Genomic DNA, 23,912 nt, shown 5'->3' on the forward strand with positions numbered 1-23,912 from the left:
TCCGCGGACGAGAGGCAACAAGATGACGGCGGTATCAGGCCAGCACCCGGCTGTTGCGGGCCCGGCGATCGCCGGACAGGCAGCGGAGGAGGATCTGCGGGCCCTGTTCGGGCACTCCACCGCCGTCTTCGCGTCGCTGGCGGGTCCCACGCACCTGGTGGAGACGGCGAACCCGGCGTTCTTCGCCGCCATCGGCGAGGAACGGGCTCGTCCCGGGGCCGCACTCGCCGAGCTGATGCCGGAACTGACCGGTCAAGGCTTCATCGCGCTGCTTGACGAGGTCTACCGCACGGGTGAGCCATACACCGGCCGTGACGTGCGGATCGAGCTGGGCACCGGCCCGCACGCGCGGGAGGCGTTCTTCGACTTCACCTACGAGCCGCGCCGGGACGCCGGCGGCACCGTGACCGGGATTCGTGTGCTGGGCGTGGAGACCACCCAGGTCAAGCACGCCCAGCGGCTGATGGCCGAACACCGTGCCCTGCTGGAGCAGATCGCCCGTCAGGCACCCCTGGCCGAGGTACTCGACGGGATGGCCCGCTGTATCGAGAATCTCGCACCGCAGGAGGTTCTCGTCTCGGTTCTGCTCGCCGATCCGGACGGCCGGCACCTGCGCCACGGCGCCGCGCCTAGCCTGCCCGACTTCTACAACCAGGCCATCGACGGGATCGCCACCGGTGAAGGCGTCGGCTCCTGCGGCACCGCCGCCCACCGCCGGGAACCGGTGATCGTCACCGACATCGCCACCGACCCGTTCTGGGCCGACTTCCGGCATCTGGCCGAGCGGGCCGAGCTGGCCGCCTGCTGGTCGACGCCGATCCTGGCCCGCGACAGCGGCCTGCTGGGCACCTTCGCGATGTACCACCGCACCCCGCGCGTCCCGCAGGACACCGACCTCGCCCTCACCCGGGTCTTCGCCGGCACCGCGGCCCTGGCCATCGAGTGTCACCACAGCGAGCAGGCGCGCCGAGCCGCCGAGGCACGCGCCAAGTCAGCCCATGACCAGCTGGCCGAGGTGGTGAGCGTGGAGCGGGAGCTGCGCGCCGAGGCCGAGCAGCGCGCGACCGCCGCCGCGGAACTCGCCGCGAGGATGCGCGCCGCCGCGGCCGCGCAGGCCGCCATGCCGCACCCCGAGCGCTGCGAGCTCGGCGGGGCCGCCGGGTGCACCGCACCGGCCGAGATCAAGATCGCCGATTCGTGGGGCGACGCGGCATGGGGCTGCCCGGCCCACGTCGAGGAAGCGATCATCAACGTGCGGTCGGTGTTCATCGCCAGCGAGGAGCTCGGAGGCCTGGCCGCCTACGTCAACCGCTGACCGCTGTCCCCTTGTCCTTCGGGCGGATCTTGAACGCCGGGCAATGCCCCGGCGGCTCCGTCGCGTCGACCATGTCCAGGTCGCCGAGTACCCGGACCGAGGCCTTGGTGATGGCTCGGAGGCCGCGCTCCTGCTGGTAGCCCTGCAATGAGCTGGTGTACAGGCCCTTGCCGGCCGGATAGAGCACCAGCCGCTTGCCGTCGATGTAGGCGCAGGCCGACTCGTCGTGTCCCCAGCCCATGATGTGGTGTCCGCGGTAAGTCTCGAAGAATCCGACGTTGTTGCCCGACGGGACCGGTGGAGCGGCGGGGGCGGCGGCGGCCGAGCCGGCGGTGGCCATCACACCGACGGCGACAGCCAGCGTGGTGAGCGCTCGTCTGGCGTTCCCCGGGGTCTTCGCCCGCTGTTTTCTCTGCCGCTGTTTTCTCTGCTGCATTGAGATCATCGCCCAATACGCCAATCATCGACGTTCGAAAGAATATTACCGAATCGTGCGGCGCCGTCGACCGATCCTACCTCGCAGGCGGCCTACCCGGTGCGGCGTCGAGCCGTTTTGGTTCGCGGAGGGGCCGACGCGGTAACCCCGTGGTGGCGTCCGCCCAGCCAATCACTCGAAAGCCTTACTGCCGGCCGCGGCCGCGAACCGCCTTGCGGTAGCCCTTTCGGTGGCCGGTCCCGTCCATATTCCTTCGATGGGCTTATGCGGGTAGGAGTTCAAACCTCGATCTGGTTCTATGGAGATACACGGCGCACTTTCAACACCGTAATAAACGGTGTCCGAGCGCTTGCGACCGGTTCCAGATAAGAGGTTTCCATGACCGACATGAAACGCCGCGACCTCCTGCGCTACAGCGCGGCCGGAGTGGTCACCACCGCAACCGTGCTGGTAGGTGCGCAGGGGCTGGCGGCCTCCGGCCCCGCCTCGGGACGGCAGAACGCTGCCCCGGAGGACCCCCGCGACTTCGACGAGGTCTACAAAGGCAAGAAGATCAAGGGCAAGCACAACGCCGCCCGAGACAAGGATGAACTGCGTATCAACAACAAGAAGTTGGCGCTTACGGTCATCAGCACCCTGTTCATCCCGGAGGACGGATCCGCGCCGCATGTGGGCCTCGGCTACATCAGCGCCATCAACCATTACGATCCGGTGGAGATAGACAACGATAAGCACAAGGACGGCCTCAAGAAGCTGGCCAAGAAAGTCGTCGACATCTTGGGGGATCTCGAGCTGAGCGACGAGGCTGCGAAGGACCACAAACACTGACACGCGCGTCAACCCGCCAGCATCTGATAGTCCTCAAAATGAGAGGCGACTGACCAAAATGGCCGTCGTACGCAAGAGCATCGCAGTCATGACGAGCGCGGAGAAGACCGCGTTCATCGACGCTCTCCGCCAGTTCAAGACGACATCCGCGAACGGGCGTAACTACAACTGGTACATCGACCAGCACATCACCTTCTTCTCCCGCACCTCTGACAACATCAGCCATGCTCACCAGTCGCCGTCGTTCTTCCCCTGGCACCGCGAATACCTCCGGCTGCTGGAGCTGGACCTGCAGACGGTCAGCGGCAATCCGGAGATCTTCATCCCTTACTGGGACTGGACCGGCACGACCTCGCCGTTCACCGCCGATTTCCTCGGCTCGATCACCAACGGCAGCGTCTCCAGCGGCAACTTCAGTCCCTCCTGGGGCTGGGCCATCTACCGGAGCAGCATCGCCACCAGCTTCCTCCAGCGCCGGCTGGGACAGAACGCCAGCCGTCCGACCGCTACCACGGTGAACACGGTTCAGGGCTACACGGTCTACGACCGGTCGCCGTGGAACTCCACCGTGTCGAGCAGCTACCGCAACCGCAACGAGATCGAGCTGCACAATCGGGTGCACAACTATGTCGGCGGCCACATGGGAACCCGGGAGGCGCCCAACGACCCGGCCTTCTGGCTGCACCACTGCAACATCGACCGCCTGTGGTGGCTGTGGCAGAGCAACCGAGGCATCGACACCTACCAGCCTCGGACCGGAACCACCTCCGGCGTCATCGACAACACCGAGACGATGCGCCCGTTCGCCGCCGGTCGCACCCCGTTCGCGGTACGCGACATCAGCGCCCTGGAGTACAGCTACGCCTGACCTCGGCGCCACTCGTCGCGGTGCTCCCACGCCGTTGCCCACAACGGCGTGGGTTGGACCAGCGCTCTGGTGCGAACCCCGAGGACGAGCGCGCGGCAGGCGAGCCGGCCGATCCGGGCCGGCAGGTGCTCACGGTGAAGCAGGAGCTCATCCCGCAGGACATCCATGACATCCAGGTCCGGCCGGGTGCACCGGACCGGGATGGACACGGGTGTGATCCCCGACCGGCCGGCACGCAGGCACAGGTCGATCACCGCACCGTGATCGCTGAACCTCGCGTCGGTGCCACCGAGTCGCCGCAACAGGGCACGCCGGACGAGGACCACCGACGGCTGCCGTCCGAGGGCGGTCAGCCCGAGGCAGAAGGCGATCGCGCGGCGCAGCGTCGGCCGGACCGCCGATCCGCCGTAGAGCCCGGCGGCGGGAAACCTCGCGGCGAGGGCGCGCAAGTCGTCGACCGCGTCCGTGCCGGAGCCGACCGTCACCAGATCATCCGAAGCGGAGGCGGCGGACGCCGATGCCCGTACGCCCTCCGCCCGGGCCCAGCGGCGTCCGCGGCGCAACCGGCTGGTCCCCTGCACCCAGAGGAAAGCGGCGAGGTGGCGCCACAGGTCAGGTGCGGCCAGCACCGCCCGCGCGTTGCGGCCGCCGCCCGCGGCCGGCGACGACCCGCCCAGCTCGGCGTTGCCCCGGCGCCATCGCGCCAGCACCCGGCTCAGCTCCGGCCCGGCCGGCAGGACGAGCAGGAACCCGGCCCCGTCGACGACGATGCGTTCGTCCCTGGCGAACAGTGAGCGTACGTAGGCGTCGTCGGCGACCAGATCCGGAAAGACGCTCCACCGTCGCCGGCCCGGGGCGTTGACCGCGTAACAGCCGGCTCCGATCACGTCACCCTGTACTGCCGGCAGGCGCGACCAGACGGCGGCGAACCCACGGCTCAGCCGGTCATCCGGGCGGACCAGGATCGGACGCGGTCCCACCATGACCGGCCGGCCGGCCGCGTCCATCGCCGCCAGCAGGGCCGGCAGCGTCCCGGGCGTTATCACCGTGTCCGCGTCGAGGTAGACGACCGGGCCGCCTCGGAGGTGGTCGTTCGCCGCGTTCAGTGCGGCCGGCTTGGCCGCGATCGGCAGCTCGACCACGACGAGTTCGACGCCCGTGGCGGTGTCATCGCCCAGCGCGCGGGCGACGTCCACGGTGGCGTCGTCGCACCCGTTCGCCACCACGATCACCCGTACGTCCAGATCGCGCGAGTCGCCGGCGACCGCACCCAGGCACGCTCCGAGCAGGGCTTGCTCGTTGTGGGCCGGGACCACGACGTCGATCCGCCCAGGCACCTCAGCCACCGTGGGCCGGGCGCCCGAGTCGGCCGGGAGTCACCCAGGCCGCGACGTGCACGGCCAGGAAGACGGCGGCGGCCGGCCACGCCGCGGGGTTGGCCAGCAGCGATCGTACGATCCCGTGGTGCCGGGTGTGGTCGTCCGGATAGGGCGGCTGCACCGCGAGGCCGGCCAGCTCCCGGTTGCCGCGCTGGTACCGGCGCCGGGCCCGGAGCAGGGCCGGCAGGCCGTCGGGCGCCACGACCTCGTACCACGCGGCGGAGACGAGCAGGCGTTCGTGAGGCGCGAAGTGCCACCGCACCCACTTGTCGTCGGAGTGCAGGTCGGGCAGCTCTTTCCAGCGCGACCGGCCCTCGGCCGAGACGGCGTACGCCCCGCACGTCGCCGGTGACCGCCGTACGTACGGCAGATCGCGCCAGATCCGGAAGTACGCCCGCGTCACCGCGCTTCGTGCCGGCGCCAGACGCGACGCCGGCGCCGCGAAATGGATCCCGGAACCGGGAGCGAGGACCGCGAGCAGCGTGGCGACCGCGCACGGCGAGAGCGCGGCGTCCTCGTCGAGGTAGAGCCGGGCGCCCGGTGGCAGCAGACGGTCGCCGGCCCGTAACGCCGCGGACCGGCCCGTAGGCGTACGGATGACCGTGCACCCGATGCCGGCGGCCCGGAGCGCGGGTGCCAGGTCGACGGCCCGGTCATAGCTGTCGGCGCGGCTGTCGTTAACGGCCACGACGACGTGAAGGTCGCGCGTCCGGGTCTGCCGGGCCAGCGAGCAGACGCTGCGATCGAGCAGGGCGGAGCCGCGGTGCGTCGGGATCACGACACCCAGGCTGGCCACGGTTGCCCCCGCTCCGTCAGACAGGCCTGCATCGTCTCACCGGTGGCCGGGCCTGCCCATTGGTGGACCGGCCCGGCATCGATGTCTGAGCGGAGGACCTTGCTGCTCGCTCAACCGGTCGCCGTGCAGGTCGCCCCGTCCAGGCGGAAGTCGGTGGGCCGGCCGTTGGTGCCGCTGTAGGTGGCCTGTAGACCGAAGGTCACCGTCGCCCCGGCCGGCAGCGTGCCGTTCCAGCCGGCGTTGCGCGCGGTCACCGCACTCCCGGACTGGCTGACCGTGGCGTTCCACGCGCCGGTGACCCGCTGGTCGCCGGGGAAGGTGAAGGTGACCGACCACGAGTTGCGGGCGGCGCCGAGGTTCGTCACGCCGACGTTCGCGGTGAAGCCGGTGCCCCACTGGTCGGCCGTCCAGCGCACCGAGCAGGCCGTGGCCGGCGGGGAGGCCGACGGCCCGGTGGACGGCGGGGAGACCGAGGGCCCGGTGGACGGCGGCGTGCTGGGGGAGCCGAGCGGCGGGAAGCGCAGGATCCGGTCGTCGTCCGCGGCCGGCGTACCCCGGCCGTCGCGGTTGCTGGTGGTCACCCACAGTGCGCCGTCCGGCGCGCGTTCCACCGTGCGCAGCCGTCCGTACCGGCCCTGCAGCAGCGCGACCGGCGTACCGGCGCCGCCGGCGCCGTCCAGCGGCACCGACCACAGGCGCTGGCCGCGCAGGGCGGCGACGTACAGCGTCTGGCCGTCGATGGTGGCGCCGCTGGGCGACGCCTCGGCGGTGGTCCACACCACGATCGGGTTGCGGAAGCGGGTGTCGGTGCTGCGGCCCTCGACCGTGGGCCAGCCGTAGTTGCCACCGGCGACGATCTGGTTCACCTCGTCCCAGGTGTTCTGGCCGAACTCGGCGGCGTACAGCCGGCCCTGCGCGTCCCAGGCCAGACCCTGCGGGTTGCGGTGACCGAGGCTGTAGACCAGCGAGCCGGGGAACGGGTTGCCGGTGGCGGGCACGCCGCCGTCGGGTCGCATCCGCAGGATCTTGCCGTTGAGGCTCTGCTGGTTCTGGGCGTTCGCCGTCACGCCCGCGTCGCCGACGGTGGCGTAGAGCATGCCGTCCGGTCCGAACGCGATGCGCCCGCCGTCGTGGATGCTCGCCCTGGCCAGCCCGCTGAGGACCACCTGCTGGGTCTGCGGCGCGTCCAGCCGGAACCGGACGATCCGGTTGTCGCTTGACGAGGTGAAGTAGACGTACACCAGGTTGTCCTGCGCGAAGGTCGGTGACACCGCCAGGCCGAGCAGGCCCGCCTCGCCGGTGGCGGCGACGCCGGCGATGGTGGTGACGGTGGCCGGCGCGGTGCCGGGACGCACCCGCGACACGCGGCCGCTGTTGCGTTCGGCGACCAGCGCACTGCCGTCGGGGAGGAAGCCGAGCCCCCACGGAACGGTCAACCCGGTCGCCACCACCTGCGGGTTGGCCAGGTCGGGTTCCAGGGCGGCAGCGGGCGGACCGGCCGCGACCAGGGCGGCGCCCAGGGCAAGCGCGGCGAGTGTGCTGCAGACAGCCAGTTTACGGCGCATGGGCACCTCCAGATTGATCGACGCGAGTCAATCTACTCGGGTCGTGGGAGCGTTTCCAATCGGAGCGCCTCGGCGCAGATGGTGAAAATCATCCGGTGAACGGGTGCCGCGGCGCGGGGCGACACTGGAAGGCATGGTGGGAACCAGAGACGCACGGCCACCGGATTTCGTACCGGTGTTGTCGCGGGGAAAGCACCGGCATCCGCGCCGGGGCGCCTGTTTCATGGAGTTCGCCTCGTACCTGGCGGGCGAGAGATGGACTGATCATCCGGCCTGTACCCATCCCCTGCTGGCACACCTGGCACGCCTGGTCAACGACTACACGTCCGACGCGGAGCGTCGCCGGTTGATCGGGCTCATTCCCTCTGTGGTGGGTCTGACCAGCGACGACGCACGCGTCGACCTGAAGATCGCGTTGCGGGCCGCGACAACCGCGCTGCCGGTGGTCGCCGAGGAACGGCAACGGACCATGGCGGTGACCGTGCTGACGGCCAACCGGTTGCTCGCCGAACTGGACGGCCGGGCGCCCGGTCATCTCGAGGACGCCAGCGCACACGCCCTCAGGCAGGCCCCGCTTGCCGCCCGCTGGGCGCGGGAGTACACGGCGACGGTGCCGGTGTCACTGCGCGCCTTCCGTGAGCGCGGCGCGCGGGCGGCCGTGCTGTACGCGGTGGACGGCATCTCAACGGCCTGCACCGGGAACCCCGACCAGCTGCTCCGCGAACTGCTGGCCGCCGCGATCGACGACTGCGCCGCCCACGTGCGCGCGGCAACCTCCCCACAGCCGCACGTCACCGCCGGACGGTAGGCCGCAGCGATACATTGTCGACGATGTATCTCGCTGCGGCCTGAGGGGCGGACACCATGCGCCGATTCATCGCTGTCCTCGCGGCGGCGTTTCTGCTGCCCGGAGCGTCGCCGGCCGCTGCGCGGCCGAGCGAGCGCTATCAGAACCCGGTGTCGGCGAGCTTCGCGGACACCTTCGCCGACCCGGTGATCATCGCGGGAGACGACAATCATTGGTACGCGTACGGCACCAGCGACCCGCTTCGGGAAGGAGAGGGTACGCCGCACCGGATCCCGATGGCCCGCTCGACCGACCTGGTGAACTGGACGTACGTCGGCGACGCTTTCGGTCCGGCCCAGCTCCCGGCATACGCGCGACCCACCGCCGCGCTCTGGGCACCCGACGTGCGCAAGACCGGGAACCACTGGGTCATGTACGTGACCGTCACCGAGACCGAACCCGACGGTGCCTCAGCGATCGGCGTGGCCACCAGCCCCACTCCCACCGGTCCGTGGACCTTCGCTCCGGAACCGGCCGTGCCGCCCCGCGCCGCACCCGGCGGCGGTTGGTGGTGGACGTTCGACCCGGCGCGGCTGACCACGCCGGACGGCACGCGCTACCTGTACTACGGCAGCTACTTCGGGGGCATCTGGGTCTCCCGTCTCAGCCCGGACGGCCTGCGGATCGTCGGCGATCCCACCCGGGTGGCGATCGACAACAAGTTCGAGGGCGCCTACGTGGTACGCCGCTCCGGCTGGTATTACCTGTTCGCCTCCTCGGCGAACTGCTGCGCCGGACCGACCACCGGCTACTCGGTCGCGGCCGGGCGCTCCCGCAGCCCGCTCGGGCCGTTCGTCGACCGTGACGGCCAGTCGCTGAACGTCTCCCGTGCCGGCGGCACTCCGGTGATCGCACCGAACGGCAACCGCTGGGTCGGCACCGGCCACAACGGCCTGGTCACCGACCGCACCGGGCAGGACTGGCTGGTCTACCACGCGATCGACCGTGCCGACCCGTACCTGGACGAGCCGTTCGGCGTCAACGAGCGGCCCATGCTGATCGACCGCCTGGACTGGATCGGGGGCTGGCCGACCGTGAACGGCGGCGCCTGGGCGTCGGAGTCGCCCCAGCCGGCGCCCGGCCGCCGGCTGGGCCCGGTCCGACCGGCCCCGACCCCGCAGGCCGGCCGGTTGCTGCCCGCCTACTCCGACGACTTCACCGCCGGCACACTCGACCCGGAGTGGGAGTTCGTCCGGCCCGATGCCGCGGTGACGGTGTCCGGCGGCCGGCTGCGCTGGCCGGTCCAGGGTGCCGACCTCACCGGTGACTCCGACGACGCCGGGGTGCTGCTGCGCGACGCCCCGCCCGGGAACTGGATCGCCGAGACGAAGGTCGGCATCGACCTCGGTGAGGATACGGTTCGCAACTTCCAGCAGGCCGGGCTGATCGCGTACGTGGACGACGACCACTTCGCCCGGCTGTCCACGGTGGCGATCTGGAATACCCGGCAGGTCGAGTTCGGCAAGGAGATGCCGTTCGCGGCGAGCACGTCGTACGGCGGAACCATCGCCGGCACCCCCGGTCTGACGACCACCTGGCTGCGGCTGGCCCACCGGCGGGACGCGGGCGGGGAGCACGAGTACCGGGCGGGGGTGAGCCGCGACGGCCGCAACTGGACCTGGGGCGGGGTGTGGACGCTGCCGGCGGACACGGTTCCGCGGATCGGGCTTGTCGCACACGGCGGTGCGGCACCCGCGGTCACCGCGGACTTCGACCACCTGCGCTTCTATCGCTGGTGAGCGACCGGTCACAGGGTCAGCAGCAGCAGGGGAGCGGCGGCCGCCCAGGCCTGCGGCGAGCAGGAATGCGGGTACGGCACCGGGCCGTGCCCGCGCTCGCGTGCCAGGCCGGTCATCACCTCGGGTAGCCGGCCCTCGGTGTAGGACGCCGCAGCGAGGAGGCCGTCGGCGATGCTCGCCGCCTCGGCGCGGTACCCGGCGGCGGCCAGACCGGCCACCGTGATCGCCGTGTCGTGCGGCCACACCCCGCCGCGGTGGTAGGACAGCGGGTGGTACGGGACCTGCCCGGCGGCGAGTGTCCGCACCCCCCAGCCGGAGAAGAAGTCGTCGCCGGCCAGCCGCGAGGCCACCGTGGCCGCCCAGTCGTCGGCGAGCAGCCCGCACCACAGCACGTGTCCGGCGTTGGAGGCCGGCGCGTCGACCGCTGTGCCGTTCGCGTCGAGGGCGAGCGCCACGAAGCCGTCCGGCAGGCGGAAGTCGGCGGCGAACCGGTCGCGCAGGCCGGCCGCGGTGGCCGTGAGCATCGTGGACCAGGCCGGGTCGTCCCAGACCCGGGTGGCGAGCCGGGCAGTGCCCAGCAGCGCGCGATAGGCGTACCCCTGCGCCTCGGCGACCGCGATCGGCCCGGCGGCCTGCGTGCCGTCGGTGAAGACGATCGAGTCGGCCGAGTCCTTCCAGCAGTGGTGCACGAGGCCGGGCAGGTCGGTGCGATAGCGCAGGTAGCCGGTCGGCAGGCCGCCCGGCCCGAGCATCCAGCCGGCCGCGGCCCGCGCCGCCTGCTCCAGCTGTCTCACCAGCTGGTCGTCGCCGGTCACCTCGTGGTAGGCGGCGAGCAGCATGAGGAACAGCGGCGTCGCGTCGACCGACCCGTAGTAGCGGGCGTAGGGCACCTCGCCCGTGGTCGCGAGCTCACCCCGGCGGATCTCGTGGATCATCTTGCCCGGCTCCTCCACCCGGGAATCGTCGGTGGTCCGGCCCTGGGTGGCGGCCAGCACCCGCAGCGTGCCGGCGGCCAGTTCCGGCCGGTGGTGCAGGGCGAACAGCGAGGTCAGCAGGCTGTCGCGGCCGAAGACGGTGAGGAACCAGGGTGCGCCGGCGGCCGGCACGACGGCGCCGGGCACGCCCGGTGCCGGCATGCTCAACGCATCAAGATCAGAGAGCCCTTTGCGTACGCACGACGCGAGGTCGTCACGGGCCACCGTGGGGGCGGGCCCGGCCGGGATCCGGTCGCCGGCCTCGGCGGGCGCCGACGCGGACACGGTGACCCGCAACGTCACCGATTCGCGCGGTGGCAGGAGCACGGACCACCGGATGCCGTCGCGGGCGAGCTCGGCGGCCGGTGCGGGCTCGACCGTCGTGGTGCGGGTGAAGCCGCGCCGGGCGTACGAGTAGCTCAGCCGGCCACCGGACACGTCGGCACCGCGGATCGCGTCGGACTTGTCGAACGTACCCGCCGAGCGCAGCTCGAACTGGTCGGCGAAGTCGGCCGCCAGCTCGTAGTGCACCGGGATGGTCTGCGGCGTGGTGGCGAAGCTGGTCAGTTCCAGGGACTCGATCAGGCGGCCGGGCCGGACCTCGCGACGCCGGACCATCGCGTACGGCGGATCGGCGTGGCGGCCCGTGTCGGGTGCGTACACCGTCGAACCGGGGTCGCCGCGCAGCACCCGCAGCGGCGGCCCTGGTACGCGCAGCACCAGCCGTGACAGGTGCCGGCAGTCGTCGACGAAGAAGCCGTCCGTGGCGGAGCCGGTGACATCGGCGCCGCTGTCGGTGAGCAGGCAGGTGGTGCCCGCGACCGTCGAGTGCCCGGTCACGGCGCCCGGATCAGGTCGAGGATCAGCGCCGCCGTCCAGCTGAACCCGTCGGTGCCGTGGCCGGCTCCGGTCAGCGGGTCGAGGTACTCCCGGAAACCCGCGTCGCGTACCCGGTCGAGCAGGCGTTGCCGCAGATCCTCGGCGAGCGACGGCTCGCCGTGCAGGCGCAGCCCGTGCCAGAACAGCCAGCTCGTGTTGATCCACCCGGGTCCGCGCCAGTAGCGGCCCGGGTCGTGGTCGCCGGCGGTGAGGTCGTACGACGGCAGGGGACACGCGTCACGCAGCCGGAACCGGTCGCCGAGCGCCGTCCGGATCAGCTCGGCGGCGACCGGCAGGCCCGGTACGACGAGCGGCACGAGACCACCGACGGAGTACGACCGGATGAGCTTCCCGGTGTGCGCGTCGCGGGCGAAGAACATGCCGGCGGCCGGGTCGTACAGGGTGGCCGTCAGGGTGCCGGTGAGCCGGGCGGCGGCCGACCGGTGCGGCCGCGGGTCCCGGCCGAGTTCCACGGCCATCGACGCGAGCGCGTCCTCACCCGCGGCCAGCAGCGCGTTGCACAGCGGATCCTCCACCGCGAAGCCGTGCACCCGCAGCGAGTCGGCGTATCCGGCGTCGCGGTAGTCGCGTGCCAGCCGGACGTAGCGGCCGTAGTCGGTGTCGGTCGGCCGGTCGGCGGCCGCGGCGTGGTCGAGGTCGCGGCGCGTGAACTCGCCGGCCGGCACCGGCGTGACCCGCGACAGCGGTGTGTCCCAGGCCGGGCTGTTGTCCAGCCCGGACTCCCACGGGTGTACGACGGACATCAGCCCGCTGCCGGTCAGGTCGCGCCGGGTCATGAGATAGCGGTGCCACTCGACCAGCCGCGGGTAGAGCCGGGACAGGAAACCGCGGGCGCGGGCGGTCGCCGGGTCGGCGCGGTAGGTCAGCCAGACGGCGAGAGCGTGCGCCGGTGGCTGGACGATGCCCGAGGTCGGCACCGCCGGTGCCTCCGGCACCGCCCCGGAACGCCAGAACGAGGGACCGGGGAAGTAGGCGTCAGCGGGCACGTGCGGGTCGAAGACGATGTGCGGTACGCGTCCGTCGCGCCATTGCGCGCCGAACAGGGACTCCAGTTCGCGCTGCGCCCGGGCGGGGGAGAGGTGGCGCAGCCCGATGGCGACGAACGCCGAGTCCCAGCTCCACTGGTGCGGGTAGAGCCGGGCGGCCGGCACGGTGGCGTGCTGCCGCCAGTTCGTGGCGAGGACCCGTCGGGCGGCCCGGTCCAGATCCTCGATCGTGCGATGCGCCACCTCCGGGCGCTCGGTGCAGGTCGTCATACCAGCGCGCTGACGTCGTGGCGGCGCAGGAAACCCGGGACCGCGGCGACGGCGGTGGCCGGTTCGCCGCGCAGCCGGCACTCCAGAGCAAGGTAGCCCTGGTATCCCAGGGCGTCGAGGGTGCCCAGCAGCGCCGCCCAGTCGAGGTGCCCGGCACCGGGCTGGAAGCGGTTGGAGTCGCTGACCTGCACGTGACCCAGGTGCGCGGCGGCCCGGACAAGCGCTGAAGTGGGCTCGTCCTCCTCGATGTTCATGTGGTAGGTGTCGGCCAGCACCTTGACCGACGGCAGGCCCACCGCGTCGATGAGCTCGACCGCCTGCTCCAGCCGGTTGATCATGTGGTCCTCGTACCGGTTGAGCGGTTCCAGCGCGAGCGTCGCGCCCACCCGCGCGGCGTGCCCGCCCAGTTCCGCGAGGCCGTCCAGCAGGACCGCCCGGTCCTCCGGCTCGCTGCGGGGCGGCTCGAACGGCGGCAGCCGGCGGGAGAACATGCCCCAGGACGCGGGCGTGCAGGCAACCGCGCCGGGACCGCCCACCTCGGCGATCACCGACAGCTGCGACTTCAGCTGGGCGACGGCGTCGCGGCGCAGATCGGGGTCGAAGGCGGCGAAGAAGTGCGACATGTCGACGCACACCGACGGCATGACCACCCCGTCGCGGGCCGCCCGGCGCAGCTCGGGCAGGCGGTCACGGAACGCGAAGTCGCCGCGGGCGCGCAGCTCGATGCCGTCGTAGCCGGCGTCGCGGGCGAACTCGAACTTCTCCTGCAAGGTGTGGCCGGGTAGCAACTGCTCCTGGCATGAAAGTTTGATCATGGGAAGGTCAACACCACCTGGAGTGCTTCGTGTGGATTGCGGTCGAGCATGTGATAGGCGGCCGCCGCCTCGTGCACCGGAATGACGTGCGTGACGAGCCCGGCGGGGTCGATCCGGTGGTCCGAGGCGAGCCGAAGGAACGTCTGGTTGAGCCGGATCTGGTCCCATCGCCCGACGACGGCCGGCGGTACCCCGCCGATCTGCGAACAGATCAGGTCCACGCGGTTGTGGTGGAACTCGTCGCCGAGGCGCAGTCCGACGCCCTCGCCCTGGTAGAAGCCGGCCGCCACCACCCGCCCGTTGACCGCGACCGCGCGGATCGCCTCGTGCAGCGCCGCGTACGAGCCGCTGATCTCGATCGCCACGTCCGCGCCGCGGCCGTCGGTGAGCTTGCGGATCTGTAGCCCGGCCGTGCCGTCGCGCGCGTCCAGGACGGTGTCGGCGCCGTACTCCAGAGCCTTGTCCAGGCGCCCGGGGACCGCGTCCACCGCCACGACCGAGCCGCCGGAAAGCCACACGAGCCGGGTGGTGAGCAGTCCCAGCACACCCTGTCCGAAGACCGCGACGGTCTCGCCGAGGTGGACGTCGGCTGCCAGTACCGCGTTGAGCGCGACCGCGCCCACCCGTGCGAACGTCGCCGCGATCGGGTCGAGGCCCGCCGGGACCGTGCAGCCGCGTACCTTCTCGGCGGGCAGGACGGCCTCGCTGCGGTGACCCCAGATGCCCCAGACGTGCGCGCCGATCGGTGGGAGGCCGGGGTCGTCCGCGACGTCCGGGGCGACCTCGACGATCTGGCCGACCTCTGAGTAGCCGAGCCCGGCCACCGGATATCGCAGACCGCTGGTGTCGTCGACGAACAGCCGCAGGCCGGGATCCCACGACTTGTTCAGATAGGGGTTCGAGCCACGGTAGGCGGTCAGTTCCGTGCCGGCCGAGATACCGGAGAAGCTGGTACGCACGCGTACCTGCCCGGCGCGCAGCTCGGGGTTGGGCTGATCGACCACCTCGACGCGGTGCGGTGAGGTGATCTGCACTGTCTGGGACACTCAGACATTTCACCGCATTAACTGCGGCTACGCGGCAAAACGCGGGATGTTCGGTCGAGTTTCCGCGCCACTTATGTCTTGCGGTCGTGCATTAGTCGCCGCCTCCGGTGGGTGAATTCATCGCCGGCCGCCCGCGCCCAGGACGGTGTTCGCACCGTTGAACCTCGTCATGACGCCTGCAACGCCGGGTGGCGCCGCGAGCGCCGCCCTGTCACACACCGCATCGGAGGTGCTTACGCTACGCATCATGACCATCTGCTCCCGCGCGACGAAGGGCTGACGGCTTGTGCTGACCAGGGATAGATGGGGCCGCAACCAGAACTCGGCGGGCCACCTGCTGTGGCTGGTGCGCACCGGGCGCGCCCGTACGCGCGGCGAGTTGCAGAGCTACACGGGCCTGTCCCGCTCGACCACCACGCAGCGCATCGACGTGTTGCGCGCGGCCGGCTATCTGCGTGCCGGTGGCGTCGACGGGTCGACCGGCGGGCGACCGGCCGAACTGCTGGAGTTCGACACCGCGCACGGGGTGGTGCTGGTGGCCGACCTCGGCGGCAACCACGCCCGGGCCGCGGTGGTGGATCTCGGCGGGCAGCTGCTGGCCGAGGAGCACGAACCCATCAAGATCGGCACCGGGCCCGAGGCGGTGCTGGAGTGGGTCGACAGCGCGTTCGGCCGGGTGCTGGCCCGAGCCGGGTGGAACGCCGGCCAGATCCGCGGCATCGGCGTCGGCGTGCCCGGCCCGGTCGAGTTCGACTTCGGCATGGTCACCCAGCCGCCGATCATGCCCGGCTGGGACGGTTACCCCATCGCCGACCGGTTGCGCCGGACCTGGAACCGGCCGGTCTACGTGGACAACGACGCCAATCTCATGGCGCTGGGCGAGCAGGCGGTCCACTACCCGGACTGTCCGGCGCTGGTTCTGGTGAAGGTGGCGACCGGTATCAGCGCCGGTGTGGTCATCGACGGGCAGGTCTACCGGGGCATCGACGGTGGCGCCGGCGACATCGGCCACATCCGGCTGTACGAGCATCGCGAGGCCCGGTGCGAGTGCGGCCTCTACGGCTGTCTGGCGGCGGTGGCCAGTGGTCTCGCGCTGGCACACCGGCTCACCGCCTCGGGTACGCCCACGTCCTCCGGTGCCGAACTCGTCGAGCGGATCCGATCCGGTCACGCCGAGGCGGTGCACCTGGCCCGTACCGCGGGCAAGCTGGTCGGCGAGGTGCTGTCCACGGTCGTGTGCATGGTCAACCCCGCGGTTCTGGTCATCGCGGGTGACCTGGCCGACATCCACTTCGTCACCGGCGTACGCGAGGTGCTCTACCAGAGCGCCCTGCCGCGCTCGACGCGCCACCTGGAGGTCAGCACGAGCCGGCTGGGCGCCAAGTCGGCCGTGATCGGCGGCTACGCGATGGTCGTCGACCAGGTGTACGCCCCGGCCGCCGTGGACGCCGAACTCGCCCGGATGATGCCTGCCGCCGTACCGGTGACCTGCTGACGCTTCCGCACCGGCTCGGGCGGATCACGTGAACGATGTCCGGCATGGACGAGTCGGGAAATCCGGGGACGCCGGTCGAGGTCGGGCTGGTCGGCGCCGGGCCGTGGGCCGCGAGGATGCACGGGCCGGTGCTCGCCGCCGGTCCGCAGACCCGGCTCGCCGCCGTCTGGGCGCGCCGCCCCGAGGCTGCCACGCGGCTGGCCGCCCGGCTGGGTGCGTACGCTGCTCGCTCGTACGAGGAACTGCTTGACCGGTGCGAGGCGGTCGCCTTCGCCGTGCCGCCGGACGTGCAGGCCGCGCTCGCGCCGCGCGCCGCGCGGGCCGGCAAGGCGTTGCTGCTGGAGAAGCCGCTCGCGCTCGACCTCGGCGGCGCGCGTGCGCTTGCCGACGCCGTCGCGGAGAGCGGCGTGGTCACCCAGCTCGTGCTGACCAAGCGCTACCACCCCAGCACCCGGGCCTTCCTCACCGCGGCGGCGAGTTTCGACGCGGCCGGGGCCAGGACCCAGTACCTGCACGGCGCCTTCCTGGGTGGTGCGATGGCGACCGGCTGGCGGCTGACCCTCGGCGCCCTGTACGACCTCGGCCCCCACCTGCTCGACCTCGTCGACGCCGCCCTCGGGCCGGTCGAGGAGTTGCGCGCGGTCGGCGACAGCCGCCGCTGGATCGAGCTGACCTGCCTGCACCGCGGCGGCGCGGTCAGCCAGCTCTCCCTGTCCGGCGCCGTCGGGCTGGCCTCCTCCCGGGCCGGGATCGAGCTGTTCGGCCCGGCCGGGACGCTGGCGCTCGACTTCGGCACGGTGGACCACGAGCAGTGCTGGCCGGCGCTGCGTGCCGAGTTCGCCGCCGCCGTACGCTCCGGCGTGCCGCACCCCCTCGACGTGCGCCGCGGGATGATGCTTCAGGAACTGCTCGACCGGGCCGGCCGTACCGACCCTCGGTGACCGTCAGGGAGTGCGGGGAACCGGAGGCAGCGCCGGGCGGTCGAGCCACGTGGTGAACAGGGCGTCCAGCGGCCGAGCCGTGAAACGCCCGGCGTGCTCGCGGAACTGCTCGGTCGTCACGGTCCGGTGCTGGTGTTCGGCGGTCCACGACCGCAGCAACGCGAAGAACGCCTGCTCGCCGACGCCGGCGCGGAGGGCGTGCAGGGTCAGCGCGCCGCGTTTGTAGACCAGCGGGTCGAACATCCGATCCACCCCCGGGTCGGCGACCCTGACGGTCGCCGGGCGCGCCTTGAGCCAGGCGTGCCACTGGGCCGCGCAGGCGTTCGCCGGCAGGCCACCGGAGACCTCGGACCACAGCCATTCGGCGTACGTCGCGAAGCCCTCGTTGAGCCAGATGTGCCGCCAGTCCGCGATGGTGAGACTGTTGCCGAACCACTGGTGGGCGAGCTCGTGCGCGACCAGCCGCTCGTGGGTCCGCCGCCCGTCGACGTGGTTGCGCCCGAAGACGGCCATGCCCTGCGCCTCGACCGGGTCGTCCAGGTCGTCGTCGGTGACCACCACGACGTACTCCCGGAACGGGTAGGGCCCGAACAGCCGTTCCATGGTCGCCATGATCTCGCCGTGCCGGCCGAAGTCGTGCCGGAAGACGGTCCGCAGCCGGGGCGGGATCGCGGCCCGCTGGATCACCCGGCCGGCGGCCAGTTCGATCTGCTCGTAGCGTCCGATCTGGACGCTCATGAGGTACGGCGCGGTGGGCTCGTTGCGCTCGTAGACCCAGGTGGTGCTGCCGGCACCGCGGCGCCGGGAGACCAGGTCGCCGGTGACCACCACGGTGTACGGCGTCGCGGCGGCGATCTTCACCAGGAAGGAGGCCTTCTCCAGCCGGTCGTTGCACGGGAACCAGGACGGTGCCCCGTTCGGCTGGCTCGCGACCAGGGCGCCGTCGGTGAGCTCGTCCCAGCCGATGTCGCCCCAGCGGCCCGAGACGGGCGTGGGCTTCCCGGCGTACCGAATCTCGATCTTGAAGGTGGAACCGTAACCGACCGGCCGCTCCGGCTTGATGCGCAGCTTGCCCGCCCGGTGTGTGAAGGCCGCCCGGCGGCCGTCCACGCGCACGTCCTCGACCCGGAACTGGCCCAGGTCGAGGCTGAACCGCGACAGCGGCTGGACGGCCTGCGCCGTGACGGTCGCCCGGCCGGCCAGCCGATTCGACACGATCCGGTACTCCAGGTCAAGGTCGTAGTGCAGTACGCGGTACCCGCCGTTGCCGTGCCCGGGCAGGTACGAGTCGGCCGAGTGGTCGGCGCCCGGTGAGGCGTCATCCGGCCGCACCGCCGGGGTCATCTCCAGGTCGCGATCGGGTTGCCGATCCACCTGCTGTCCTCGGGCACGGCGTCGCCGCGGGTGATCAGCGAACCGGGGCCCACCGTGGTGCGCGCGCCGATGCTCGCGCCGGGCAGCACGATCCCGTGCGGGCCGAGCGTGGCGCCCGCGCCCAGAGTCACCTCATCCATGCTCATGATCCGATCATGGAACAGGTGGGTCTGCACCACGCACCCCCGGTTGACGGTCGCGCCGGGGCCGAGCCGCACCAGGTCGTACTCGGGCAGCCAGAAGGTCTCCAGCCACGCGCCCCGGCCGATCTTCGCACCGAGGGTGCGCAGCCACACGTTGAGCAGCGGCGTGCCGCTGGCGAAGCGGAACAGCCACGGTGCGGCGAGCACCTCGACGAACGTGTCGGCGAGTTCGTTGCGCCAGACGAACGAGGTCCACAACGCGTGATCGGTGACCCGGAACCGGCCGACCAGCAGCCATTTCGCGGCCGTCGCGAGCAACGCGCCGGCGATCGCCGCGACCAGCAGCACCGGTCCGGCGGCGAGCGCCGCGGCCCAGACGCCGCCGGTACGCCAGATCCACGCGAGCGCGGCCAGCACGAGTACCGCCAAGGCGCCGGCGCACATCACCGGGACGACGCGGCACAGTTCGATCCCGGCCCGGGCCAGCTTGAGCCGCAGCGGCGGGTCGTAGGTACGGCTCGCGTCGCCCGCCTCGACCGTGCGGCGCAGCGGCATCGGCGGGGCGCCGAGCCACGACGAGCCCTTCTTCGCCTTGCGCGGCGCCGACGAGAGCACACCGACCAGGCCTCGTTTGGGCACCGACCGGCCGGGTGCCGCCATGCCGGAGTTGCCGAGGAAGGCCTGCTTGCCGATCCGGACCGGCGCGACCCGCAGCCAGCCGTGACTGAGCTCGTAGGTGGCGACCATCGTGTCGTCGGCCAGGAACGCCCCGTCGTCGACGGTCGTCATCGCCGGGAGCGCGAGGACCGTGGACACCTCGGTGCCGCGGCCCACCCTGGCGCCGAGCAGTCGCAACCAGACCGGCGTGAACAGGCTGGCGTACATCGGGAACAGCGCGACCCGGGCCATCCCCATCAGGCGCTCGGTGGTCCACACCTGCCAGGCCACCCGCCCGTGGACGGGGTGGTAGCCGGCTCGCAAGCCGATGCTGAGCAGTCGGACGGCGATCAGGACGAGGACGGCGTAGCCGGCGAAGTAGGCGACGGCCGCCGCCGGGACGGCAAGCAACGCGGCGCCGAGGTCGGGCCGGTCGGCGATCGTCCAGCCGAGCAGGGCGAGTGCCGGCAGCACGGCGACGACCGGCACCAGGCTCAGCAGCTGAGCGGTCAGGCTGTACGCGCCCACCCAGAACCGGGACTGTCGCGGCGGACGTTGCGCCGGCCAGTCCGCCGCGTCCTTCGCGGCGGTGGGCGCGGCGGGTGAGCCGGACCAGCGCTGGTTCGCCGGCACCGTGCCGGTCACGGTCGACCCGGCGGCGACCTTCGCGGCTTTGCCGATCCGGGTGCCGGGCATGAGCGTGCTGCGGGAGCCGACCCGGGCACCGGCGCCGACTCGCACCTTGCCGATCCGTACCACGTCACCATCGACCCAGTAGCCGGACAGGTCGACCTCCGGCTCGATCGCCACACCGCGGCCGAGCTTCACCAGGCCGGTGACCGGCGGCGCCGAATGCAGGTCGACGTCCTGGCCGATCCGGGCGCCGAGCAGCTTGGCGTACGTGATCATCCAGCCCGCTCCGGCGACGCCGGTCGCGCCGGTCAACTCGGCCAGCCGCTCCGCCGCCCACAGCCGCAGGTGGACGCTGCCGCCGCGTGGGTAGTCGCCCGGGCGTACGCCGCGCAGCAGCAGCCGGGCTCCGCCGGCGGCGATGGCGATCCGTCCCGGCGGGCTGGACAGCAGCAGCCAGCCCGCTGCGATCCACCACCAGGAGACGTGTGGCGCCCACCCGACCAGGTTGCTCATCGCCGCGAGCACGACGAGCCAGCGGAGTCCGACGAGCGCGAGCATCGGCAGCATCAGCAGGCCCTGGATCAGCCCGGCCCGCCGGGGAGTCGGCCGGATTTCGCGACGGACCGTCTCGGTTGCGCCGAGCTTGTCGAGCACCGCCGCCATCTGCGAGAGCCGGGTGTGCTGATAGACGTCGGCCACCGACATCCGCGGGTGCCTCAGCCGGATCCAGGCCACGAGTTGCGCCGCGTTCAGGCTGCTGCCGCCGCTGCTGAAGAAGTCGGCGTCGGCCTCGGCGGGGCGTACCCCGAGAATCTCCTCCCAGCCGCCGGCGAGCCACTCCTCGGTCGCGGTCAGCTCGGCCGCGTCGGGGCCGGCGGTGGCCAGCGGCCAGGGGAGCGCCGCCCGGTCCACCTTGCCCGACGTCCGGGTCGGCAGCGCGTCCACCACGGCCAGCAGGGGTACGAGTGCGGCCGGCAGCTGCTCGCGGATCCGCAGCGTCGCGGCCGCGACGTCCAGGTCGGTGCCGTCGCGGGGCACCAGGTAGCCCACCAGCAGCTGGTTGCCCGCGGCGGTCCGCTTCACCGCGGCGGCCGCGCCGGCGACGCCGGGCAGCGCCTGGAGCGCCGCGTCCACCTCGCCCAGCTCGATCCGGCGTCCGCCGAGCTTCACCTGCTCGTCGCCGCGGCCGAGGAACAGCAGCCCGTCCGGCTCGGCGCGCACGATGTCCCCGCTGCGGTACGCCCGCCGCCAGCCGAGGGCGGGCAGCGGCGCGAACTTCTCGGCGTCCTTGGCGGCGTCCAGGTAACGCGCCAGGCCGACCCCGCCGATCACCAGCTCGCCGGTCTCGCCCATCGCGACCGGAACGCCGGCCGGGTCGACCACCGCGAGCTCCCAGCCGGCGAGCGGCAACCCGATGCGCACCGGTCCCTCGCCGGTCAGCGGCGCCGCGCAGGCGACCACGGTCGCCTCGGTCGGGCCGTACGTGTTCCAGACCTCGCGGCCCTCGACGGCCAGCCGCACCGCGAGTTCCGGCGGGCACGCCTCCCCGCCGAAGATCAGCAGCCGGACCTCGTCGAGCGCCTCGGCCGGCCACAGCGCGGCGAGCGTCGGCACCGTGGACACCACCGTGATGCGCTGCTCCACCAGCCACGGGCCCAGGTCGACGCCGCTGCGCACCAGGGTGCGCGTGGCGGGCACCAGGCACGCGCCGTGCCGCCAGGCGAGCCACATCTCCTCGCAGGACGCGTCGAAGGCCACCGACAACCCGGCCAGGACCCGGTCGTGCGGGCCGATCGGCTCGGCGTCGTCGCCGGCCAGGAACAGCTGCGCCTCGGCGTCCACGAACGCGGCCGCGGCGGCGTGCGTGACGGCGACACCCTTCGGGGTGCCGGTGGACCCGGAGGTGAAGATGATCCAGGCGTCGTCACCCGGTTCCGGGCGGCCGGGGCGGCCCCCGGGCGTCCGGCGCATCGACACGGTCAGCCCGTCGCCGAGCACGGCACAGACGCCGGCCTCGGTGAAGACCAGCTCGGCACGCTCCTCGGGATCGTCCGCGTCCACCGGCACGTACGCCGCGCCGGCCGCCAGCACACCGAGGATCGCGAGGTAGAGCTCCGCCGTGCCGGACGAGATCCGGACGCCCACCCGGTCGCCGGCGCCGATCCCGTGCCCGCGCAACGTCGCCCGTAGCGCCTCGACCTCGCCGGCCAGCTCACGGTAGGTCAGGGCGGTGCCGCCCGCCTCGATCGCACGGGCGCCGGCATGGGCCTGCACCGTCGCGTCGAAGACGTCGATGAGCGTGCGGCGCATCGGGGCGGACCAGGAGCTGAACAGCGCCGGCGCCTCCGGTTCGAGGGCGATCTCGGGGAGGTCGATCAGTCGCAGGTCAGTTGTGACGGTCACTCGGCGTGCTCCATCTCCACCTTCACGGTCAGCGTCGGCCAGGCGCACGACGGTGAGCCGCCCGGGGCAACACTCAAAGCTACGGGCGGACAACGCGGAATGACGGCTCAGCGTCGGATACGTGTCGACTGACACATCCACGACCGAGGCCGCCGGGAAATCGCTTGATGACTTTCGGTGGATGTTCGAACCGCAGAGGGTTGCCGCCCGTACCACTCACCGAGCGTGTCGGGGTGGCAGCAGGGAGACATGGGGTGGAACGGCTTCCGTCGGACGGCGAGCGGACTCTACGGGTCGGCGGCTACGTCACCCGATGCGTGAAAGGCAGGGAGACGGAACGCGCCGCCGGCCCGGCCGCCGATCCCGGTACGCCCGGGATCAACTGGCCGAACATCTCGGACTACTGGCCGGACGCGCCGGACCGGCCGGAGGCCGCCCCGGCGTGGACCGAACATCTGGAGCGCGGATCCGGTCCTGCGAACACCGGTGTCCGGGTGATCGGCGACGCTCCGGACAGTCCGCGCCGGCGGCGGCTGCGGACCAGCCTCGGCGCGCTGGTCGCCGTGCTGACGGTGACGGCCTGCGGCGTGATCGTCGCGCAGCTGTCGGACCGGTCCACGACGCCGGCCGATCTCGCGGCGGGGACGCCGCAACCCCCGGCGACTGCTCCCGGCGCTGTCCTTCCCTCCGTACCGGAAGCGGTCCTGCCGTCGGCGCCGGCCGATGCCGGGACCGAGCCGAGCCGCACGCCGGAACCGGCGCGGACGCCGTCGAAGAAGCCGGCCGCACCGGCCGCACCGGCCGAGCCGCCGCTGGAGGACGCGGCGTTCGAGATGGTCGACGGCGTCACCGAGCTGTCCGTGCGCACCACCGAGCTGGCCGAGACGTTCGAGGTCAGCACCCCGCGGGACTCCGGGCTCAAGGTGCGCCCGGTGTTCTCCGGCGGCGTGCTGCGGGTCCATGCCACGCCCATCGGCGAGGGCGGCACCGGCCGGGTCGAGGTGTTGCTCAGCGACGATGTCACCTGGCGGCTGCGGATGACCGGGGGAGTGGCGCGGGCGTCGTTCGACCTGGCCTCGCACAGCGTGCGCCGCATCGACCTGACCGGCGGCGCCGCGCAGATCGACATGGAGCTGGGCCGGCAGGACGCCACCGTGCCGATCCGGATGTCCGGCGGCGTGAGCGCCTGGAACATCCGGACCTCGGCGCGGCTGCCGGTACGGGTCGTCGCGGGCAGTGGCGGCAGCCGGGTCGACCTCTACGGGCAGATCACCGAAGGGCTGGCCGCCGGCACGACCGTCCGGTCGGGAGACCTGGACGACGGCCGGGGCCTGGACCTCGACGCCGAGGGCGGGTTCAGCGCCCTGACCGTCGCCAAGGCTTGAGCGTTCGAACCCGCCGCCGTGGGACGCTCCTCAGTGAACTCGCCACGTCGAGAACCGCCAACTGTTCGGGCGAGGTCATCGCCACCGGCGACGCCGATCGGACCTATCCCTTCGAGA

General features: G+C 72.2%; 18 protein-coding genes and 1 pseudogene. 8 read left to right on the forward strand and 11 right to left on the reverse strand.

Features of this window, described 5'->3' with window-relative positions:
- Positions 1-22 precede the first annotated feature (22 nt).
- Positions 23-1,315: a GAF domain-containing protein gene (locus tag I4J89_RS32160; protein ID WP_196417886.1), complete on the forward strand. Its 1,293-nt coding sequence runs from the start codon at positions 23-25 to the stop codon at positions 1,313-1,315.
- On the opposite strand, the gene I4J89_RS32165 is transcribed toward I4J89_RS32160, so the two are convergent.
- Positions 1,305-1,751 carry a tyrosinase family oxidase copper chaperone gene (locus I4J89_RS32165; RefSeq protein ID WP_196417887.1) on the reverse strand — a complete coding sequence of 149 codons (447 nt, stop codon included), beginning with the start codon at positions 1,749-1,751 and terminating at the stop codon, positions 1,305-1,307. The genes I4J89_RS32160 and I4J89_RS32165 overlap by 11 nt on opposite strands.
- Before the next feature lie 378 nt (positions 1,752-2,129).
- Here I4J89_RS32165 and I4J89_RS32170 point away from each other — a divergent pair, with 378 nt between their 5' ends.
- Both I4J89_RS32170 and I4J89_RS32175 read left to right on the forward strand, forming a co-directional pair.
- The gene (locus tag I4J89_RS32170; protein ID WP_196417888.1) at positions 2,130-2,579 is read left to right on the forward strand and encodes a tyrosinase family oxidase copper chaperone; all 450 of its coding nucleotides are present in this window, start codon (positions 2,130-2,132) and stop codon (positions 2,577-2,579) included.
- A gap of 88 nt (positions 2,580-2,667) precedes the next feature.
- Complete coding sequence (locus I4J89_RS32175) at positions 2,668-3,447, forward strand: tyrosinase family protein (RefSeq protein ID WP_230859952.1); 780 nt, start codon at positions 2,668-2,670, stop codon at positions 3,445-3,447.
- Here I4J89_RS32175 and I4J89_RS32180 read toward each other — a convergent pair.
- The 4 genes and pseudogenes from I4J89_RS32180 to I4J89_RS32190 form a co-directional block, all read right to left on the reverse strand.
- Positions 3,438-4,784, reverse strand: coding sequence for a glycosyltransferase family 2 protein (locus I4J89_RS32180; RefSeq protein WP_196417890.1), 1,347 nt, complete (start codon positions 4,782-4,784; stop codon positions 3,438-3,440). The genes I4J89_RS32175 and I4J89_RS32180 overlap by 10 nt on opposite strands.
- 1 nt (position 4,785) lies before the next feature.
- Positions 4,786-5,604, reverse strand: coding sequence for a glycosyltransferase family protein (locus I4J89_RS32185; RefSeq protein ID WP_196417891.1), 819 nt, complete (start codon positions 5,602-5,604; stop codon positions 4,786-4,788).
- Between the two features lie 128 nt (positions 5,605-5,732).
- The gene (locus tag I4J89_RS51665) at positions 5,733-6,038 is read right to left on the reverse strand and encodes a cellulose binding domain-containing protein (protein ID WP_309238562.1); all 306 of its coding nucleotides are present in this window, start codon (positions 6,036-6,038) and stop codon (positions 5,733-5,735) included.
- A gap of 102 nt (positions 6,039-6,140) precedes the next feature.
- Positions 6,141-7,187, reverse strand: a pseudogene (locus tag I4J89_RS32190) (PQQ-dependent sugar dehydrogenase); the annotation flags it as partial.
- Positions 7,188-7,320: 133 nt separating this feature from the next.
- Between I4J89_RS32190 and I4J89_RS32195 the strand changes: the two are divergent.
- Together I4J89_RS32195 and I4J89_RS32200 are read left to right on the forward strand one after the other, a co-directional pair.
- Positions 7,321-7,995 carry a hypothetical protein gene (locus I4J89_RS32195; protein ID WP_196417893.1) on the forward strand — a complete coding sequence of 225 codons (675 nt, stop codon included), beginning with the start codon at positions 7,321-7,323 and terminating at the stop codon, positions 7,993-7,995.
- Between the two features lie 56 nt (positions 7,996-8,051).
- Positions 8,052-9,773, forward strand: a complete 1,722-nt coding sequence (locus I4J89_RS32200; protein WP_196417894.1) for a glycoside hydrolase family 43 protein — start codon at positions 8,052-8,054, stop codon at positions 9,771-9,773.
- Between the two features lie 8 nt (positions 9,774-9,781).
- Here I4J89_RS32200 and I4J89_RS32205 read toward each other — a convergent pair whose 3' ends face one another.
- The 4 genes from I4J89_RS32205 to I4J89_RS51670 are packed head-to-tail and all read right to left on the reverse strand — an operon-like array spanning position 9,782 to position 14,764.
- Positions 9,782-11,587, reverse strand: a complete 1,806-nt coding sequence (locus I4J89_RS32205; protein ID WP_196417895.1) for an amylo-alpha-1,6-glucosidase — start codon at positions 11,585-11,587, stop codon at positions 9,782-9,784.
- On the reverse strand, positions 11,584-12,903 hold the full coding sequence (locus tag I4J89_RS32210; protein ID WP_196417896.1) for an MGH1-like glycoside hydrolase domain-containing protein: 1,320 nt from the start codon (positions 12,901-12,903) through the stop codon (positions 11,584-11,586). The genes I4J89_RS32205 and I4J89_RS32210 overlap by 4 nt, the downstream gene beginning before the upstream one ends.
- Positions 12,900-13,718 (reverse strand): sugar phosphate isomerase/epimerase family protein, encoded by an 819-nt coding sequence (locus I4J89_RS32215; RefSeq protein WP_196417897.1) that lies wholly within the window; start codon positions 13,716-13,718, stop codon positions 12,900-12,902. Before I4J89_RS32215 ends, I4J89_RS32210 begins: the two co-directional genes overlap by 4 nt.
- Positions 13,715-14,764, reverse strand: a complete 1,050-nt coding sequence (locus tag I4J89_RS51670) for a zinc-binding dehydrogenase (RefSeq protein WP_196417898.1) — start codon at positions 14,762-14,764, stop codon at positions 13,715-13,717. Before I4J89_RS51670 ends, I4J89_RS32215 begins: the two co-directional genes overlap by 4 nt.
- A gap of 286 nt (positions 14,765-15,050) precedes the next feature.
- On the opposite strand from I4J89_RS51670, the gene I4J89_RS32225 reads away from it, so the two are divergent.
- Together I4J89_RS32225 and I4J89_RS32230 are read left to right on the forward strand one after the other, a co-directional pair.
- Positions 15,051-16,259: an ROK family protein gene (locus I4J89_RS32225; protein WP_309238561.1), complete on the forward strand. Its 1,209-nt coding sequence runs from the start codon at positions 15,051-15,053 to the stop codon at positions 16,257-16,259.
- A 44-nt stretch (positions 16,260-16,303) separates the two neighbouring features.
- On the forward strand, positions 16,304-17,200 hold the full coding sequence (locus tag I4J89_RS32230; RefSeq protein ID WP_196417899.1) for a Gfo/Idh/MocA family protein: 897 nt from the start codon (positions 16,304-16,306) through the stop codon (positions 17,198-17,200).
- 3 nt (positions 17,201-17,203) lie between these two features.
- Here I4J89_RS32230 and I4J89_RS32235 read toward each other — a convergent pair whose 3' ends face one another.
- Positions 17,204-18,544, reverse strand: a complete 1,341-nt coding sequence (locus I4J89_RS32235) for a M1 family metallopeptidase (RefSeq protein WP_196417940.1) — start codon at positions 18,542-18,544, stop codon at positions 17,204-17,206.
- Positions 18,541-22,410: a Pls/PosA family non-ribosomal peptide synthetase gene (locus I4J89_RS32240; protein WP_196417900.1), complete on the reverse strand. Its 3,870-nt coding sequence runs from the start codon at positions 22,408-22,410 to the stop codon at positions 18,541-18,543. Before I4J89_RS32240 ends, I4J89_RS32235 begins: the two co-directional genes overlap by 4 nt.
- A gap of 254 nt (positions 22,411-22,664) precedes the next feature.
- Between I4J89_RS32240 and I4J89_RS32245 the strand changes: the two genes are divergently transcribed.
- Positions 22,665-23,795: a hypothetical protein gene (locus I4J89_RS32245; protein WP_196417901.1), complete on the forward strand. Its 1,131-nt coding sequence runs from the start codon at positions 22,665-22,667 to the stop codon at positions 23,793-23,795.
- Positions 23,796-23,912 lie beyond the last annotated feature (117 nt).

Origin of the sequence: Actinoplanes aureus (genome assembly GCF_015704865.1) — a bacterium.
Lineage (GTDB): Bacteria > Actinomycetota > Actinomycetes > Mycobacteriales > Micromonosporaceae > Actinoplanes > Actinoplanes aureus.

What these genes read in the sequence shown, in the direction of transcription:
- I4J89_RS32210 (WP_196417896.1), bottom strand. Translation starts at nt 12,903, where the DNA reads ATGACGACCTGCACCGAGCGCCCGGAGGTGGCGCATCGCACGATCGAG.
- I4J89_RS32230 (WP_196417899.1), top strand. Translation starts at nt 16,304, where the DNA reads ATGGACGAGTCGGGAAATCCGGGGACGCCGGTCGAGGTCGGGCTGGTC.
- I4J89_RS32195 (WP_196417893.1), top strand. Translation starts at nt 7,321, where the DNA reads ATGGTGGGAACCAGAGACGCACGGCCACCGGATTTCGTACCGGTGTTG.
- I4J89_RS32170 (WP_196417888.1), top strand. Translation starts at nt 2,130, where the DNA reads ATGACCGACATGAAACGCCGCGACCTCCTGCGCTACAGCGCGGCCGGA.
- I4J89_RS32235 (WP_196417940.1), bottom strand. Translation starts at nt 18,544, where the DNA reads ATGACCCCGGCGGTGCGGCCGGATGACGCCTCACCGGGCGCCGACCAC.
- I4J89_RS32215 (WP_196417897.1), bottom strand. Translation starts at nt 13,718, where the DNA reads ATGATCAAACTTTCATGCCAGGAGCAGTTGCTACCCGGCCACACCTTG.
- I4J89_RS32200 (WP_196417894.1), top strand. Translation starts at nt 8,052, where the DNA reads ATGCGCCGATTCATCGCTGTCCTCGCGGCGGCGTTTCTGCTGCCCGGA.
- I4J89_RS32175 (WP_230859952.1), top strand. Translation starts at nt 2,668, where the DNA reads ATGACGAGCGCGGAGAAGACCGCGTTCATCGACGCTCTCCGCCAGTTC.
- I4J89_RS32160 (WP_196417886.1), top strand. Translation starts at nt 23, where the DNA reads ATGACGGCGGTATCAGGCCAGCACCCGGCTGTTGCGGGCCCGGCGATC.
- I4J89_RS32165 (WP_196417887.1), bottom strand. Translation starts at nt 1,751, where the DNA reads ATGCAGCAGAGAAAACAGCGGCAGAGAAAACAGCGGGCGAAGACCCCG.